This window comes from Arthrobacter globiformis, from assembly GCF_030817195.1.
In the GTDB taxonomy this organism is placed as follows: Bacteria; Actinomycetota; Actinomycetes; order Actinomycetales; family Micrococcaceae; genus Arthrobacter; species Arthrobacter globiformis_D.
This window is the reverse complement of the sequence record NZ_JAUSYZ010000001.1, coordinates 2865979-2882348: the sequence shown is the minus strand read 5'-3', so window position 1 is coordinate 2882348 and position 16370 is coordinate 2865979. Positions and strand designations below refer to the sequence as shown.

The window sequence follows — 16370 nt, the reverse complement described above, 5'->3', positions numbered from 1 at the left end:
GTTTAGTTGGCTAAGGAAGGCTCAGGAGCCGGGACGAACCCGAGGGCCTTGTCCACGACGTTCTCCAGGGGCTCGCCGCTGCAGTACCGTTTCAGGTTGTCCACGAACAGCTTGCCGAGGTCATCGAGATAGTCGTCCGTGTCACCGCTCATATGGGGTGTGATGATGACGTTCTCCATAGCCCACAGGGCGTGGCCTTCTGGCAGCGGCTCGGGGTGCACCACATCAAGGGCGGCCCCCGCAATCGCTCCCGAGGCCAGCGCTTCGGTCAGTACCGCGGTATCCACCAGGGGCCCGCGGCCCACGTTGATCAGATACGCGGACGGCTTCATGGCGGCGAGGACGTCTGCGTCGACCAATCCACTGGTCTCAGCGGTCAGCGGTGCTGCGAGTACCACAACGTCGTAGCCGTGGACGATCCCGGCGAGGTCCGCCGACGAGTGGATGCGGCCGAAGTCCACGTCCCCGGAACGGCCAGTCCGGCCCGCGCCGTCGACGTCCATGCCGACGGCGCGGAAGAGCCGGGCGATCTCCCGGCCGATCGACCCGGTGCCCACCACCAAAGCGCGCTGCCCGTAGATCTTGCGGGTGACCCGGTGCTGCCAGCGTTGCTGCTGCTGCAGCCGGAACGAACCCTGGGCATCCTTGGCCATATCCAGCACAAAACCGAGGGCGAACTCCGCGATCGCCCGGCTCAGCACACCGCGGGAATTCGTGTAAGTGACGTCGCTGCGAATCAGCTCGTCAAACATCAGTTGGCTGACCCCCGCCGCCGTGACATGGACCCATTGCAGGGACGAGGCGGCGCCCCAGTTCTCCCGCAAAGCCGGGGAAAACGAGTGCCACTGATACAGCACGTCAGCTCCGTCCAGAGCCTCCGCAAGACCCCCGGCCTTGGTCAGCCGGACCTCCGCGAGCTCCTCGACCTCGGCCAGGCGGGGCGGCAGCGCCTCCCGGTAAAGGGCGGCCACGACGGGACGCTTGCACTCCGGGGCGGTCATCCCGCTGGCGTTGCGGCCGCGCTGTCCGCGTAGACTGCGGCAAGCGAATCACCGGCGGCCAGCACCGCAGCCGTGAACTCCGACGTCGACGAGGTTCCGCCAACGTCCCGGGTGCCGAAGCCGTCCCGCAGCGCCGATTCGAACGCGGCCTGCAGGTGGGCGGCGGCCTCGGGATGGCCGAGGTGCTCCAGCATCATCGCCCCCGACCAGATCTGCCCCACCGGGTTTGCCAGGCCCTTCCCGGCAATATCCGGAGCCGAACCATGGACCGGCTCGAAGAGGGACGGGTGGTCCCCCTCCGGGTTCAGGTTGGCGCTCGGTGCAAGGCCGATGGAACCGGTCGCTGCACTGCCCAGGTCCGAGAGGATGTCGCCGAACAGGTTGGATGCCACAATGACATCCAGCGTCCAGGGCTTCAGGACCAAGTGCGCCGCCAAAGCATCCACCAGCTCGCTGGTGAGCTTCACATCCGGGTACTCGCGAACCGTTTCGGCAACGACCTCGTCCCAAAACGGCATGGTGTGCACGATGCCGTTGCTCTTGGTGGCCGAGGTGAGTTGCCCGCGCCTGGACGCGGCCAACTGTGCCGCATAGTGCGCCGCCCGCAGCACGCCCAGACGCGTGAAGACGGTGGTCTGCATGGCACTTTCCTCAGGCAGCCCACGGTACATGCGGCCGCCGACCTCCGAATATTCCCCTTCGTTGTTCTCCCGGACGATGAGGAGATCGATCGGATGCTTGGCCGCAAGCGGTGACGCAACGCCGTCGAGCGTTTTCACGGGACGCAGGTTGATGTACTGCTGGAACTCGCGCCGGATCGGGATCAGCAGCCCCCACAGCGATTCAGTGTCCGGAACGTCCGGCGAACCTACCGCGCCCAGGAAAATGGCGTGGTGCTTGGCGAGCTGCTCCAGCCCGTCCTCGGCCATCATCCGGCCGTGGCGGGCATAGTATTCGGATCCCCAGTCGAAGTACGTGAACTCCAGATCCAGGGAGTGAAGTTCCGCAATGCGCTCAAGGCAATCGATGGCCGCGGGCACTACTTCATTGCCGATGCCGTCGCCGGGGATAACAGCGATTTTGTGGGTGCTCATGATATCTTCCGTTCCGGCAGGCCACCCGGCAGCTGCTGCCAGCGGGCGCCCGATCCTCCGAGGTTGACTATGGTGCTTTTGGGCTCCGTCATCTCGTGGACGGCATACCTGACGCCTTCCCGCCCCACACCGGACTTCTTGAAGCCGCCGAAGGGCATGGAATCGATGCGGACATCGCTGGTCTCGTTGATCACCACGGCGCCCACGTGCAGCTTCTCCGCGATGGCCAGCGCCCGGTCAATGGACTGTGTAAAGACGCCGGCCTGCAGTCCGTAGTCGGAGCTGTTGGCGGCATGTACGGCGTCTGCGATGCTGATGAAGGGCATGATGCTGACGACCGGACCGAACACTTCCTCACGGATCACCCGGCACTCCGCCGGCACATCGGTCAGGACGGTCGGCTCATAGTAGGCGTTCCGGCGCTTCCCTCCGGCGTGGATGCGTGCCCCGGCGGCCTGGGCCTCTTCGACCCATTCCTGGACCCGCCTGGCTTCAGCCTCGGATATGAGCGGGCCAACATCAGTGCTGCGGTCGAGTTTCGGCCCGGTTCTGAGTGCCTTTGTGCCGCGGGTTACCCGCTCGAGTACTTCCTCGAACAGCGAGATGTGCACGTAGACGCGCTGGACCGACAGGCAGTTTTGCCCGGCAACACCAAACGCCCCGGCCACGATGGCATCAGATGCCTGGACTGCATCCGCGTCGGAACAGACGATCGTTGCATTGTTGCCGCCGAGTTCAGAGAGGATTTTTTTGGCTCCGGCTGTCGCCGCGATGCGGTCCGCAGTCTGGGGACCGCCGGTGAAGGAAATCAGATCGACCTGGTCATCGCCCACCAGCGCTTCGGAAACGCCGGGCCCGGAGACGATCGCGGCGATGCGTCCCGACGGGACACCCGCGTCGAGCAGCAACTGGACAAACGCCAGACCGGTCAGCGGGGTACGGCCGGAAGGCTTAAGCACGACGCCGTTGCCGCCGATGAGGGCCGGGCCCAGCTTGTGCGCCACCAGGTTCAGCGGATCGTTGAACGGAGTAATCGCGGCAACAATCCCCACCGGCTTCCGGCTGTACCAGCCGATCTTGCCCGCACCGGCCATGCTGTCCTCGAAGCCCAGCGTCTCCCCTGTGAGTTCTCCGGAGGCGGCAGCTGAAAGGCGCAGGGTTTCAATGCAGCGCCGCACCTCACGTTCCGCCTCGATGATGGTTTTGCTGCTCTCCGCCGCGATGATCCTGGCGAATCGCCCGGATTGATCGGCGAGAAGCTGCGCTGCGGTCTCCAACGCCTGTCTGCGGGACCGCAGAGGCCACTCTGCACCCTGTAGGTGGCGGTGGATGTGGGCGACTGCCCGACGGACGTCCTGGGGCGAAGAGGAGCAGACCCGGCCGAGCAGAATGCCGTCTTCAGGGTCCCGGATTTCCAGGATCATGTCGGCGGTCTGCCATTGGCCTTCGAAGAAGGCACCGCCGGGAAGGTTAGCGATTTCTGCCCGGCTGTACCCTGTTTCCGGGCGCGCGTCAGCGAGGGGTGCGGATAGCGTCATGTTAACCCTTGCCTACTTGACCCGGTCGATGATCTTGGCGGCTGCGCCGATGAACGGCAGGAACCAGGGCGGGCCGAAATGGCCCGGCACGGGCGGGTTTTTCAGGTCCTCCCACACGTTGGCGCTCTTGTCCCCGGCCATGTAGTGGGCCATCCTCTTGCCCATGTGGGCTGCCATCTGTACCCCGTGTCCGCTGTAGCAGAGCGAGTAGAAGAGCCCGTCGTGGACACCTGCGTGGACCATCTGGTCCATGGAGAGGTCCACCAGTCCGCCCCAGATGTAGTCCACCTTCGCATTGGAAAGGTAGGGGAAAAGTTCGAGCATGGCCTTGCGCAGGATCTCGGCACTCTTCACGTCCGAGTCCGGGCTGGACAGCGCAAAGCGGGCGCGCCCGCCGAAGAGGAGCCTGTTGTCCGGGGTGATCCGGAAGTAGTAGGTCAGCATCTTGCTGTCCGAGGCCTGCCGCCTGTGGGGCAGGATGCGGTTGACCACGTCTTCGGGCAGCGGGTCAGTGACAATGATGAAGCTGCCCACCGGGATCACGCGGCGCTGCAGCCATGGGGTGATCCCGCCGGTGTAGCCGCTGGTAGCGACCAAGACCTGCTTGGCCCGGGTGATGCCCCGGGTGGTGTGCACGTCGTGCACGGTGCCTGAGACCTTCTTCAACTCGGTCACCGCAGCGTTCTCGCAAATATCGGCTCCGGCGGCAACAGCAACTCCGGCCAGGCCATGAACGAACTTGCCCACGTGAAGACCGGCCCCGAGCGGATCCATCATCGCGCCCTGGTAGAAGTCCGTGCCGATTTCACTGTGGATCTCGGACTTGGGGATCACGGTGACATGGTGGTTGGCCAGGGTGGCCAACTTCTCCTGCGACTTCAGGAAGCCCTCATAGTGGGACTTGTGGAAGGCCAGCGACAGCTTTCCAAAGCGGTTGTAGTCGCAGTCGATGCCATTGTCACGGACGAGCTTCTCGATGGTGTCGATGGCGTCGTTGTATTCCTGGAACATCTCTACGGCGCGCGTCGCGCCGTAGCGCTTGACCGCGGTGCTGAAGCTGATGGCCAACCCGGTCGTCGCCATTCCCCCGTTGCGGCCCGACGCGCCCCACCCCACGGTGTGGCGTTCGAAAACGGCAACGCTAGCGCCTTGCTTGGCAAATTCCAGGGCGGCGGACAGCCCCGTAAATCCGGCGCCGATGATTGCCACATCGACATTCTCGGGTACCGGAGTCTGCCGGTAGTCTCCGGATGCTTCGGCTGTGTCCAGCCAGTAAGGAATGAGTTTCACGGTTTGACCTTTCGCCTCGAAGTCGGTTTAGAGACCGAGGTGCTTGTTGATCTCGTCCAGGGACTTAGCAATGTTGAGGTCGTAGCCCGGGCCAATGGGGTCATAGCCACGGTCCAGCATCCAGAGGTTCCGGAAGCCCATGTCGTGCATCGGATGCATGTCGTAGCGTGTGTGCGAGGAGATGTGCAGGAAGTCCTCAGGCTTGGCGTTCAGGGTATCGAGCATGTACTCGAAGGCCTGGTAGCGGGGCTTGTAGGCCTGGGCCTGCTCAGCAGTAAGCACGGCGTGGAAGTTGGCGCCGAGCTTGGGAATGCTGATGTCCAGGAAGCTGTCGTCGGCGTTGGACAGAGCCACCAGCTTGTAGTTATCGCCCATGAGTTTCAGCGGAGCCGGCACGTCCTCGTGGGCAACCCAGCCGCGCACAGCCTCAGCGAACGCTGCACCGGCGCCTTCGGTCGGTCCAATGCCCCAGCGCTTGCACACGCGGTCAAAGGAATCCTGAAGGATCTGCTCGTAAGGCTTGAAGTCGCCAAGGACCTCGTCGAACCGGTACCCGCGGAACTGCTTCTTGAAGGTAGGCCACTGCTCTTCAGAGATGCGGCCATCCAGCAAGCGACGCGTGGTCGGGTCTATGTCGAAGTTGATGAGCGTGCCGTAGACATCGAAAGAGATGTACTTCGGCCGGAAATTGGTCTCTGCCATGATTCGTCCGTCCATTAGAAATTCTATGCGTGGCCCGGGCTGCTGGCCATCCGCTATGTGGTCCGAGCTGCTGGTTTCTTCCAGGCTGGAAGAGTCTTCAGCCCGTTGCTCTCGACTGTAGGCGCGAAAATTGTCAATTGTCAACAGTTTCTACTGAGATTCCTTCTCAACAGGACCGAACAGAAAATCAGCAGTTTTTATTTATCGTCAATTGTTGACAATCAGCGATCGAGCGCGTTCCATTGCTGTTGGATGCGGAACGAGATCCGGGTCACAAACCGCATGAAGCACAAAGCACCACGCACCAAGCACCACGCACCAAAATCACCAAGCACCACCTTCGCCTCTTCCGGCAGCACGGCAAGACGAGCGAAGGGTCCAGGTAAGACTGCACCCGTTTCAGCCGATCCAGTTCAGCTGAAACCATTCGAAGGGAAGCACCATGAAGACCATCAGCAAAGTACAGACAGCGGCCGCAGGCCTTGCCGTCCTGTTGTCATTGAGCGCCTGTGGAGGCACTGCTGCCAGCGATACTGCCGCGGACAGCTCTAAGACCTCGAACACTTCGGACATCTCGGAGGGCATCAAGCCTGATGAGGCCGCGGTCAAGCTTTTGCCGCAGTCCGCCAAGGATAAGGGCGAGCTCACCGTCGCGATGGACCTGCATTACCCGCCGACGACCTTCCTCGCGGAGGACAACCAGACCCCGATCGGCCTGAACCCGGACATTGCCCGGCTCCTTGCGAAGAAGCTTGATCTGAAGCTGAAGTTCGTGGACACGAAGTTCGACACGATCGTGCCCGGCCTGGACGGCGGCCGCTTTGACTTCACCGCTACAACCATGTCCAAGACCGAAGAGCGGCTCAAGGTCCTGGACATGGTCGACTACTTCAAGGCCGGCAACTCCGTGGCCGCAGCCGCCGGGAACCCGCTGAACCTCACCGTTGAGACCCTGTGCGGGAAGAACATCGCTGTCACCCAGGGCTCGACCGGCCAGCTCAAGCGCCTCCCGGCCCTGAGCGAGCAGACCTGCACCTCCAAGGGACAGCCGGCGATCAACGCCGTGACGCTGCCCAACGTCCAGGAGGCCCTGACCCAGCTGCACTCCAAGCGGATCGACGGCGTCCTTTACGACACCACCTCCCTCGCGTGGGCCCAGAAGCAGCAGCCGGGCTCCTTCACCATCATCGGCCAGGTCAACGTCGGCAACAGCGACCTGACCGCCATCGGCCTGAAGAAAGGCTCGCCGCTGACCCCGGCCATGCAGGCAGCGCTCCAGTCCGTGCTTAAGAGCCCGGAGTACAAGAAGTCCCTGCAGAACTGGGGCCTGGAGTCCGGGGCCATCACCGACGCCAAGCTGAACTAGCGGGAGTCCGTCATGGTCACAGCTATTGACAAAGGAAGCAGATCAACGATGGCTAGCACTGATGCAGCCCTGAAGCCGCGTCTTCGGCTTCGGACTCCCTCGGAGTACGCCGGATGGGTCCTCAGTATCCTCGTGGGCATAGGGATCCTTGTCTCCGTCCTGACCAACCCCAACTTCAAGTGGGCCGTGGTCGGGAAGTATTTCTTCGCCGAGTCGATCCTGCGCGGGCTGATGCTCACGATCTTCCTGACGCTGGCCAGCATGGCCCTGGGCACCCTGCTGGGTCTTTTCCTGGCGGTCATGCGCTCCTCTCACGTGAAGCCGGTCTCCATCGCCGCGGGCCTCTACATCACCTTGTTCCGCGGCACCCCGGTCCTGGTCCAGCTGATCTTCTGGTTCAACATCTCAGCCCTGTACCCGAACCTGACCATCGGCATCCCGTTCACGAACATCAGCACGGCCGTGGACACGAACGCGATCATGGGCCCGATCACCGCAGCCCTGATCGGGCTAACCCTGAACCAGGCCGCCTACATGGCCGAGATCATCCGCGGCGGGTTCTCCGCCGTCGGCAAGGGCCAGATCGAAGCCGCGGACTCCCTGGGCATGAGCGCGGGAATGAAGATGCGCAAGGTCATCATTCCCCAGGCAATGCCCTCGATCATCCCGGCCACCGGAAACCAGTTCATCGGCATGTTCAAGGAAACCTCCCTGGTCAGCGTGCTCGGCGTCGCCGAACTGCTCCAAAGCGCCCAGCTCATCTACGCCCGCACCTACGAGACCATCCCGCTGCTGCTGGTCGCCAGCCTCTGGTACCTCGTGATGACCCTTCTCCTGAGCTACCCGCAATCCAAGCTCGAACAAAAATACTCCCGTTCAACCTCCAGGCTTCCCCGGAAGGCGAAAAAGGTTGTCCTGACAGCACCGGAAGGTATCGCCCGATGAGTACCGACGGCACCATTCACGCCCGCAAAATCCGCAAGTCCTTCGGCCCCAAAACAGTCCTCAAAGACATCGACCTGGACATCGCCAGCGGCGAGATCTGCTGCATCATCGGCCCCAGCGGCTCCGGCAAGTCCACCGTCCTGCGCTGCATCAACGGCCTGGAAACCGTCGACACCGGCGTCCTGAAAGTCAACGGCGAAGACTTCGGCTACTACGAAACCGACACCGCCTACCACGCCCTGCGCCCGAAGAAGCTTGCCGAGCAGCGCACCCGGGTCGGCATGGTCTTCCAGCAGTTCAACCTCTTCCCCAACATGACCGCGAATGAAAACATCATGGCCGGCCCCGTCCTGGTCAAACGCCAGGACAAGAAACAAGCCATAAAACGGGCGCACGAACTGCTCGCCAGCGTCGGCCTGGCCGGGTTCGGCGACTACTACCCCGCCCAACTCTCCGGCGGCCAGCAACAGCGCGTCGCGATCGCCCGGTCCCTGGCCATGGACCCCGAGATCATGCTCTTCGACGAACCCACCTCCGCCCTGGACCCCGAAAAAGTCGGCGAAGTCCTCGCCGTCATGCAGGACCTCGCCAAAAAAGGCATGACCATGGTCGTCGTCACCCACGAAATGGGCTTCGCCCGCGAAGTCGCTGACTCCCTGATCTTCATGGACGACGGCTGCGTCGTCGAACGCGGCGACGCCCGCGAAGTCCTCCGCAATCCCAAGGAACCCCGCACCCAGTCCTTCCTGGACAAGGTGATCTAAATGACCGACGGAAAACTCGCAGTCATCGGCCTGGGCAGCATCGGATCCATGGCCCTCTGGCAAGCCTCCCGCCTGTCCGACTCCGTCACCGGGTTCGAAGCCCACGCACCCGCCCACGGCCGAAGCGCCGTCGGCGGCGACACCCGCCTGTTCCGCATGATCTACCGCGGCAACCCCGGCTACTACCCCATCCTGGAACGCTCCCGGACCCTCTGGGCCGAACTCGAAGCCGAAACCGGCCAGAACATCCTGACCCGTTGCGGCGGGCTCTCCATCGGAACCGCCGACGGCCCCTACCTCTCAGCCCTCCTCGACACCACCAGGACCACTGGAGCAGAGCACCAGATCCTGACCCGCGAGGATATGGCCGAACGCTACCCCCAGCACAACCTCCGGGACGACGACGTCGCCGTCTACGACCCCCACGCCGGCGCCCTGCGCACCGACCGCGCCGTCACCGCAGCCGTCGCAGCCGCCCAAGCCAACGGGGCCACCATCCACACCAACACCCCAATCCACAGCATCACCGAAACCACCGACGGCGTCCTCATCACCTCCGGCGAAAAGTCCTGGACCTACGAGAACGTCATCGTCTGCTCCGGCAGCTGGTCCCAACGCCTCATGCCCGACCACCTCAAAGCCGCAACCCAAACCAAGCGGATCTTCCTCACCTGGTTCGTCGCCCGCGACGCCGCCGAATTCACGCCGGAGAAATTCCCCGTCTTCAGCCGGATCCATGAGGACCGGTCCATGTATGGGGCACCCGCCGTCGACGGCGTCACCGTCAAAGCCACCCTGGACGGCCGCGGAGCACCAACCCCTTCCCCGGACACCGTACCCAGGGAACTCACCCCGGCGGAAATCACCGAAACCATCGAAACCGTCACCGAGTTCTTCCCCGGCCTGATCCCCAATATCGTGCGCTCCGACGCATTTCCCGACCTCTTCACCAAGGACAGCAACCCGCTGCTCGGCCGACTGAAGGAAGACAGCAGAATCTACTGCGCCACCGGCTTCTCCGGTGCAGGCTTCAAAAACGCCACCCGCTTCGGCGAGATTGCCGCCCACGAGGCCTTGGGTAAACGCTCCTTTGACGGCCTGGACTTCGTGCGTCCCCAACGCTTCACCTCCTAAACCGACCCCGTCCGGTCGGACCAAAGGCGACTCATCACGATCGCCAATTGTTGACAATCTACATCTCTTGAGAAAGTATGAAGCCATGGCAACTCTTAGCCCCATCCTCAAGCAGGCAACGCCGGTCATCGTTGATCACGCAGTCGGCTCCTGGATCCACGCCACCGACGGCAAAAAGTACCTCGATTTCACTACCGGCATCGGAGTGACCAGCACAGGCCACTGCCACCCTGACGTCGTCGCTGCCGCCCGCGAACAGGTGGGCAAGATTGTCCATGCCCAATACACCACTGTGATGCACAAGCCCCTCCTCGAGCTCACAGAAAAGTTGGGAGAATTCCTGCCCACCGGGCTGGACAGCGTCTTCTACGCCACCTCGGGCTCCGAAGCCGTGGAAGCCTCAGTGCGCCTGGCCCGCATGGCAACCGGCCGGCCCAACATCATTTCCTTCCAGGGCGGCTTCCACGGCCGGACAGTGGGAGCAGCCTCCCTCACCACCGCAGGCACCAAATTCCGCTCAGGGTTCTCCCCCCTCATGGGCGGCGTGCATGTTGCACCCTTCCCGCACGCCTACCGGTACGGCTGGGATGAAGAAACAGCGGTGGCCTTCGCCCTGAAGGAACTGGACCACCTCCTGGTCAGCATCAGCAGCCCCAGTGACACGGCAGGCTTCATCATCGAGCCCGTCCTCGGCGACGGCGGCTACATCCCCACCCCTGTTGCCTTCCTGCAGGGCTTGCGGGAGCGTGCCGACCGGCACGGCATCGTCCTCATCGTGGACGAAGTCCAGGCAGGCGTGGGCCGCACCGGCAAGTTCTGGGGACACGACTGGGCGGGCATCACCCCGGACGTTGTCATCACCGCCAAAGGCCTCGCCAGCGGATACCCGATCTCGGCGATTGCCGCCTCGGCGGAACTGATGGGCAAGGCATGGCCTGGCTCCCAGGGCGGCACCTACGGCGGAAACGCCGTCGCCGCCGCGGCCGGTGTCGCAACCCTGGGCGTCATCGAGCGCGAAAACCTGGTCTCCAACGCACTGGTCCGCGGCGATGAACTGCGCTCCGGGCTCGAAGGCCTCACCCCCGAGTTCACGGCCATCGGAGACGTTCGGGGCCGGGGCCTGATGCAGTCTGTCGAATTCACCGCAGCAGATGGAACTCCGGATGCCGCCACCGCACTGGCCGTCCAGCAGGCTGCCATCAAGGAAGAACTCCTGCTCCTCACCTGCGGCCCCTACGGCAACGTCATCCGCATCATCCCGGCACTCAACGTCAGCAGCGACGAGATCCAGAGCGGTCTCGCCAGGTTCACTCAGGCGCTGAAAGCGGCCACCTCCTAGCCCACCAAACCTGGAACGGGCTTCGCTGGCGGGGGCCAGACCCCGCCCCGGCAAAGCCCCGTCCTACCATCACTGAAAGTGTGACAATGAGCCTCTCATTTGACCCCAGCACCCTTCACACAGACTTGTTTATTGGCGGCGCCTGGCAGAAAGCCAGCAATGGCGCGACATTCCCCGTCGAGAACCCGGCCACAAATGAAATCATCGCCCAGGTGGCGGACGGCGACGCTGACGACGCAGCACGCGCCATCGAGGCAGCCGGCCGGGCCCAGGCGGAATGGGGCAAGTCCACTCCCCGTGAACGGGCCGACATCCTGCGCCGCGCCTACGAACTGGTCATCGCTAGCACCGACCGGCTGGCAGCCATCATGACCGCGGAGATGGGCAAGCCCTTGGCCGAGGCCAAGGGCGAAGTGGCCTACGGCGGCGAAATGCTCCGCTGGTTCTCCGAAGAAGCCGTCCGGATCGGCGGAGACCACACCACCTCGGTGGATGGCAACACGCGAATCCTGATCACCAAGGAACCAGTCGGCCCCTGCGTGTTGGTTACCCCATGGAACTTCCCGCTGGCAATGGGCGCCCGCAAAATTGCTCCCGCCGTGGCAGCAGGCTGCACCATGGTCTTCAAACCTGCCGAGCTGACCCCGCTGACCTCCTTGGCCCTCGCGGACATCTTCCGGCAGGCGGGTCTTCCGGACGGGGTCCTGAACGTCGTGACCACGTCCACTGCAGCCACCGTGGTAGAGCACTGGACCAACAGTGGCATCGCCCGCAAGATCAGCTTCACAGGGTCTACTGGGGTCGGCAAGATTCTGCTCCGCCAGGCAGCGGAGAACGTCATGCGCTCCTCCATGGAACTGGGCGGCAATGCTCCGTTCATCGTCCTCGCCGACGCGGACATCGAGAAGGCCGTGGACGGTGCCATGAAGGCCAAGATGCGCAACATGGGCGAAGCCTGCACCGCGGCGAACCGCTTCTTCGTGCACCGTTCCGTCGTCGAGGAATTCAGCGAGAAGTTCGCCAAGAGAATGTCGGAACTGCAGGTCGGCAACGGCGCTCTGGACGGAACCGACGTCGGACCCCTCATCGAGCAGAAGGGCCTGGACAAGGTCGAGAGCCTCGTCTCGGATGCAGTCGCCAAGGGTGCGCGGATACTCACCGGCGGAAGCCGCCCGGAAGGCCCTGGCTACTTCTTCACCCCCACCGTCCTGACCGACGTGACCACGGATGCCGAGCTAATGAGCACGGAGATCTTCGGTCCGGTAGCCGCCATCACCCCCTTCGACAGCGAGGATGAGGTCCTTCGCCTTGCCAATGACACCGAATGGGGCCTCGTTGGTTACGTTTTTACTGAGAACATGGACAAGGCCCTCCGCTTCTCCGCAGAACTGGAAGTAGGAATGGTCGGCCTCAATACAGGCCTCGTATCCAACCCCATAGCTCCCTTTGGCGGCATCAAGCAGTCGGGACTGGGACGTGAAGGCGGCAAGGTCGGCATTGAAGAATTTCTTGAGTACAAGTACACGGCAATAGCCGTCTGAAATTATGCAATATGCCGAAGAGTGAGATGAGGGGATATCAATGGCGGCACCAGAGGGACCGTTCGTACTGGAGGGAAGGCCCACGGCGCAGCTGATTGCAGATCAGCTGCGGGAACAAATCGTCCAAGGAACCTTCCGTCCCGGGCAGCAGATCAACGAATCTCTCCTGGCCAGCCAGCTTCGAACGTCCAGGGGACCTCTCCGGGAAGCGTTGCAGCGTCTGTGCCAGGAGGGGATCCTGGTTAGCCACCGCAACCGCGGAGTGTTCGTCCTCGAGCTTGCTACGGCGGACGTCAAGGAGATCTACGCCGTCCGCGAGTCCGTGGAATTAGCCGCTGCGAATATACTGCTCGACGCCTCGCAGCAGGAAATCAACGACACGTGCGAGGTGCTGAAGGGGATCATCGGGGACATGGCGAAGCAGGTCGCTGTCTCAGACTGGCAGGCGATCGCTCGACTGGACATGGAGTTCCACACCGCCTTCGTTGCCGGTGCCGGCAACACGCGCCTGATCAGGATCTACAAGACCCTGGCAGCGGAATCGAGGATGTGTATTCTCAACCTGGAGGTCGCCTATCCTCGGGTGGATGTTCTGGTGCAGGAACACCAGAGCATCCTGGACCTGCTGGAAGCAGGAGACCGAAAGGGACTCCAGCACGCCATCAAACGGCATATGCAAAAGGGTGTGGAGGACCTCACCGCATCCAGGCAGGACATCGATATCACCGCCTAGAGCGTCGCTCGAAGCGCAATTCCAACGAAGAGATGGCCCGGTCCAAAGGACCGGGCCATCTCTTCGTTTCCGTGCAAGAGCGCGAGAGAGGACCGGATCACCGGCGCGGAGGGATAGGCGGAGACAAAAGTTTGAAAATTCTTTCTGTCAATTGTCGATGATCTGCGATCCTCGTTGCATTATTAGGTAGGAGGCGGCGGGAAAGCATGCAGAAAACAAGTCTGTCACCGCCGTCGCAATAGGAAAGCAGCGATGAGGATCAGAACCAAGGTCCAGACCGTAGTAGCAGGATTGGCGGTTGTGTGGGCAATGGCCGCTTGTGGCTCGGGTGCCAACAGCGATTCGGAAGCCGACTCCAAGACGTCAAGTACGGCCGACATCTCCGAGGGTGTCCAGCCTGATCCGGCCGCAGGCAAGCTGTTGCCGCAGTCCTACAAAGACAAGGGCGAACTGACGGTGGCGATGGACCTGCACTACCCGCCCACCACGTTCCTCGCAGACGATAACAGCACGCCGATCGGCCTGAACCCGGATATCGCACGCCTCGTGGCCAAGAAACTGGGCCTGAAGCTGAAGTTCGAGAACACCTCGTTTGACACCATCATTCCCGGCATTGATGGCGGCCGGTACGACTTTACTGTCACTACCATGTCCCCCACCGCCGAACGGCTGAAGGTGCTGGACATGATTGACTACTTCAACAGCGGCCTGTCTGTTGCCGTGAGCGCCGGCAATCCTTTGAATATCAGCAACGACGACATGTGCGGCAGGAACATCGCGGTCACCAAGGGATCCAACGCCCAGTTGAAGCATCTTCCGAACATTTCGGAGTGGACCTGCACCTCCAAGGGCAAGCCGGCCATTAACGCTGTTACGCTCCCCAACGTCCAGGAAGCCCTCACGCAGCTGGCGTCCAAGCGGATCGACGGCATCCTGTACGACACCCCTTCGCTTGTCTGGGCAGACCAGCAGCAGCCGAACACCTTCACGATTCTTTCTCCACAGGTGGATACCCGCTCGGATCACGTCGCCGCCATTGGCCTGAAGAAGGGATCACCGCTGACTCCTGCACTGCAGAAGGCCACGCAGTCCGTACTTGAAAGCCCCGAGTACAAGAAGTCCCTCGGCAACTGGGGCCTGGAATCAGGCGCCATCACCGAAGCGAAGCTTAACTGAGGACCCACAGTGCTGAAGTTCATTAATCGCGGAAGGCAGCCTACATTGGGCGCAGTAAACCCCGCCCTTAAACCGAGGCTGCGGCGCCGGAGCACCCCTGAGTATGTGGCGTGGGTTCTGTGCACCCTGCTTGGTCTTGGCATTCTGATCTCTGTTTCAACCAATCCCAACTTCAAGTGGCATGTAGTCGCCAGATACTTCACCCACGAAACAATCCTCCGTGGCCTGCTGCTCACGGTCTTCCTGACCCTGGCAAGCATGGCGCTCGGCACCCTGCTGGGCCTGCTGCTTGCCATTATGAGGGCATCCAGCATCAAACCGGTCGCCGCCACCTCGGGCGTCTACATCACTTTGTTCCGCGGCACCCCGGTCCTGGTACAGCTGATCTTCTGGTTCAACATCGCTGCGCTGTACCCGAACCTGACGATCGGTATTCCGTTCACCGACATCAGCACCGCCGTCGATGTCAATGCCTTGATGGCACCCATCACTGCAGCACTGGTCGGCCTCACGCTCAATGAAGCCGCCTACATGGCGGAGATCATCCGCGGAGGCTTCTCCGCCGTCGGAAAGGGCCAGATCGAGGCCGCGGACTCTCTCGGCATGAGCGCGGGGATGAAGATGCGCAAGGTCATCATTCCCCAGGCGATGCCCTCGATCATCCCGGCGACCGGAAATCAGGTCATCGGCATGTTCAAGGAAACCTCCCTCGTCAGCGTGCTGGGCGTTGCGGAGCTGCTCCAGAGCGCCCAGCTCATCTACGCCCGCACCTACGAGACCATCCCGCTGCTCATCGTCGCCAGCCTCTGGTACCTCGCGATGACCCTTCTCCTGAGCTACCCGCAATCCAAGCTCGAGAAAAGGTACTCGCGTGCAACCTCCGCACTGCCGAGGAAGGCAAGACGAGGGCCCCTGACAGCACCGGAAGGCATTGCCCGATGACTGCCGACGGCACCATTCACGCCCGTGGAATCCGGAAGTCCTTCGGACCGAAAACAGTCCTGCAAGGCATCGATCTGGACATCGCCAGCGGAGAGGTCTGCTGCATCATCGGACCCAGCGGCTCCGGCAAGTCCACCCTCCTGCGCTGCATCAACGGCCTGGAGACCGTCGATACGGGAGTCCTGAAAGTCAACGGTGAAAATTTGGGGTACTACGAAACCGAAACCGCCTATCACGCCCTCAGCCCGAAGGATGTCGCCCGCCAGCGCACCAGGATCGGCATGGTCTTCCAGCAGTTCAACCTCTTCCCCAACATGACCGCCCAGGAGAATGTCATGGCCGGCCCCGTGCTGGTCAAAGGCCATGACAGGAAGCAGGCCACCACGCGGGCAAGCGAGCTTTTGGCCAGTGTGGGCCTCTCTGGTTTCGGCCACCACTATCCCGCTCAGCTGTCCGGCGGCCAACAGCAGCGCGTGGCCATCGCCCGTTCCCTGGCGATGGACCCCGAGATCATGCTCTTCGATGAACCCACGTCGGCCCTGGACCCCGAAAAGGTCGGCGAAGTCCTCGCCGTCATGAAGGACCTGGCCAGCAAAGGGATGACCATGGTGGTGGTTACCCACGAAATGGGGTTCGCCCGCGAAGTCGCAGACTCGCTGCTGTTCATGGCCGAAGGCTGCATCATCGAGCGCGGCGACGCCAGGGAAATTCTCCGCAATCCGAAGGAGCGCCGGACCCAATCCTTCCTGGAAAAGGTGCTCTAACAATGAAGGAACCAGCATCCTGCCCTGCCTGGTAAAGGTAG

At 62.5% G+C, this 16370-nt stretch carries 15 protein-coding genes; 10 read left to right on the top strand and 5 right to left on the bottom strand.

Annotation, left to right across the window (positions count from 1 at the left end; genetic code table 11):
• Nucleotides 1-2 precede the first annotated feature (2 nt).
• The 5 genes from QF036_RS13090 to QF036_RS13070 are packed head-to-tail and all read right to left on the bottom strand — an operon-like array spanning nt 3 to nt 5625.
• Nucleotides 3-1001 carry a D-2-hydroxyacid dehydrogenase gene (locus tag QF036_RS13090; protein WP_307102459.1) on the bottom strand — a complete coding sequence of 333 codons (999 nt, stop codon included), beginning with the start codon at nt 999-1001 and terminating at the stop codon, nt 3-5.
• Nucleotides 998-2095 carry a tartrate dehydrogenase gene (locus tag QF036_RS13085; RefSeq protein WP_307102457.1) on the bottom strand — a complete coding sequence of 366 codons (1098 nt, stop codon included), beginning with the start codon at nt 2093-2095 and terminating at the stop codon, nt 998-1000. Before QF036_RS13085 ends, QF036_RS13090 begins: the two co-directional genes overlap by 4 nt.
• Nucleotides 2092-3633 (bottom strand): aldehyde dehydrogenase family protein, encoded by a 1542-nt coding sequence (locus QF036_RS13080; RefSeq protein ID WP_307102455.1) that lies wholly within the window; start codon nt 3631-3633, stop codon nt 2092-2094. Before QF036_RS13080 ends, QF036_RS13085 begins: the two co-directional genes overlap by 4 nt.
• Nucleotides 3634-3645: 12 nt before the next feature.
• A complete protein-coding gene (locus tag QF036_RS13075) occupies nt 3646-4923 on the bottom strand; it encodes an NAD(P)/FAD-dependent oxidoreductase (protein ID WP_307102453.1) in 1278 nt (425 codons plus the stop codon).
• A 27-nt stretch (nt 4924-4950) separates the two neighbouring features.
• Nucleotides 4951-5625 carry a haloacid dehalogenase type II gene (locus QF036_RS13070; RefSeq protein ID WP_307102451.1) on the bottom strand — a complete coding sequence of 225 codons (675 nt, stop codon included), beginning with the start codon at nt 5623-5625 and terminating at the stop codon, nt 4951-4953.
• Nucleotides 5626-6067: 442 nt separating this feature from the next.
• Between QF036_RS13070 and QF036_RS13065 the strand changes: the two genes are divergently transcribed.
• The 10 genes from QF036_RS13065 to QF036_RS13020 all read left to right on the top strand — a co-directional run bounded on the left by QF036_RS13065 (nt 6068) and on the right by QF036_RS13020 (nt 16329).
• On the top strand, nt 6068-6991 hold the full coding sequence (locus tag QF036_RS13065; RefSeq protein ID WP_307102450.1) for an ABC transporter substrate-binding protein: 924 nt from the start codon (nt 6068-6070) through the stop codon (nt 6989-6991).
• Nucleotides 6992-7039: 48 nt separating this feature from the next.
• Complete coding sequence (locus tag QF036_RS13060; protein ID WP_307102448.1) at nt 7040-7936, top strand: amino acid ABC transporter permease; 897 nt, start codon at nt 7040-7042, stop codon at nt 7934-7936.
• On the top strand, nt 7933-8700 hold the full coding sequence (locus QF036_RS13055) for an amino acid ABC transporter ATP-binding protein (protein WP_307102405.1): 768 nt from the start codon (nt 7933-7935) through the stop codon (nt 8698-8700). The genes QF036_RS13060 and QF036_RS13055 overlap by 4 nt, the downstream gene beginning before the upstream one ends.
• On the top strand, nt 8701-9834 hold the full coding sequence (gene solA / locus QF036_RS13050) for an N-methyl-L-tryptophan oxidase (RefSeq protein ID WP_307102446.1): 1134 nt from the start codon (nt 8701-8703) through the stop codon (nt 9832-9834).
• 85 nt (nt 9835-9919) lie between these two features.
• Nucleotides 9920-11173 (top strand): aspartate aminotransferase family protein, encoded by a 1254-nt coding sequence (locus QF036_RS13045; RefSeq protein WP_307102444.1) that lies wholly within the window; start codon nt 9920-9922, stop codon nt 11171-11173.
• 86 nt (nt 11174-11259) lie between these two features.
• Nucleotides 11260-12714, top strand: a complete 1455-nt coding sequence (locus QF036_RS13040) for an NAD-dependent succinate-semialdehyde dehydrogenase (protein WP_307102442.1) — start codon at nt 11260-11262, stop codon at nt 12712-12714.
• Nucleotides 12715-12754: 40 nt separating this feature from the next.
• The gene (locus tag QF036_RS13035) at nt 12755-13447 is read left to right on the top strand and encodes a GntR family transcriptional regulator (protein WP_307102440.1); all 693 of its coding nucleotides are present in this window, start codon (nt 12755-12757) and stop codon (nt 13445-13447) included.
• Between the two features lie 252 nt (nt 13448-13699).
• A complete protein-coding gene (locus QF036_RS13030) occupies nt 13700-14623 on the top strand; it encodes an ABC transporter substrate-binding protein (protein ID WP_307102438.1) in 924 nt (307 codons plus the stop codon).
• Nucleotides 14624-14728: 105 nt separating this feature from the next.
• Complete coding sequence (locus QF036_RS13025; protein ID WP_307102436.1) at nt 14729-15565, top strand: amino acid ABC transporter permease; 837 nt, start codon at nt 14729-14731, stop codon at nt 15563-15565.
• Nucleotides 15562-16329 carry an amino acid ABC transporter ATP-binding protein gene (locus tag QF036_RS13020; RefSeq protein WP_307102434.1) on the top strand — a complete coding sequence of 256 codons (768 nt, stop codon included), beginning with the start codon at nt 15562-15564 and terminating at the stop codon, nt 16327-16329. The genes QF036_RS13025 and QF036_RS13020 overlap by 4 nt, the downstream gene beginning before the upstream one ends.
• Nucleotides 16330-16370 lie beyond the last annotated feature (41 nt).

Excerpts from the sequence above, each read along its gene's own strand:
- QF036_RS13090 (WP_307102459.1), bottom strand. The coding sequence starts at position 1,001 with ATGACCGCCCCGGAGTGCAAGCGTCCCGTCGTGGCCGCCCTTTACCGG.
- QF036_RS13085 (WP_307102457.1), bottom strand. The coding sequence starts at position 2,095 with ATGAGCACCCACAAAATCGCTGTTATCCCCGGCGACGGCATCGGCAAT.
- QF036_RS13080 (WP_307102455.1), bottom strand. The coding sequence starts at position 3,633 with ATGACGCTATCCGCACCCCTCGCTGACGCGCGCCCGGAAACAGGGTAC.
- QF036_RS13070 (WP_307102451.1), bottom strand. The coding sequence starts at position 5,625 with ATGGCAGAGACCAATTTCCGGCCGAAGTACATCTCTTTCGATGTCTAC.
- QF036_RS13065 (WP_307102450.1), top strand. The coding sequence starts at position 6,068 with ATGAAGACCATCAGCAAAGTACAGACAGCGGCCGCAGGCCTTGCCGTC.
- QF036_RS13060 (WP_307102448.1), top strand. The coding sequence starts at position 7,040 with ATGGCTAGCACTGATGCAGCCCTGAAGCCGCGTCTTCGGCTTCGGACT.
- QF036_RS13055 (WP_307102405.1), top strand. The coding sequence starts at position 7,933 with ATGAGTACCGACGGCACCATTCACGCCCGCAAAATCCGCAAGTCCTTC.
- solA (WP_307102446.1), top strand. The coding sequence starts at position 8,701 with ATGACCGACGGAAAACTCGCAGTCATCGGCCTGGGCAGCATCGGATCC.
- QF036_RS13045 (WP_307102444.1), top strand. The coding sequence starts at position 9,920 with ATGGCAACTCTTAGCCCCATCCTCAAGCAGGCAACGCCGGTCATCGTT.
- QF036_RS13040 (WP_307102442.1), top strand. The coding sequence starts at position 11,260 with ATGAGCCTCTCATTTGACCCCAGCACCCTTCACACAGACTTGTTTATT.
- QF036_RS13035 (WP_307102440.1), top strand. The coding sequence starts at position 12,755 with ATGGCGGCACCAGAGGGACCGTTCGTACTGGAGGGAAGGCCCACGGCG.
- QF036_RS13030 (WP_307102438.1), top strand. The coding sequence starts at position 13,700 with ATGAGGATCAGAACCAAGGTCCAGACCGTAGTAGCAGGATTGGCGGTT.
- QF036_RS13020 (WP_307102434.1), top strand. The coding sequence starts at position 15,562 with ATGACTGCCGACGGCACCATTCACGCCCGTGGAATCCGGAAGTCCTTC.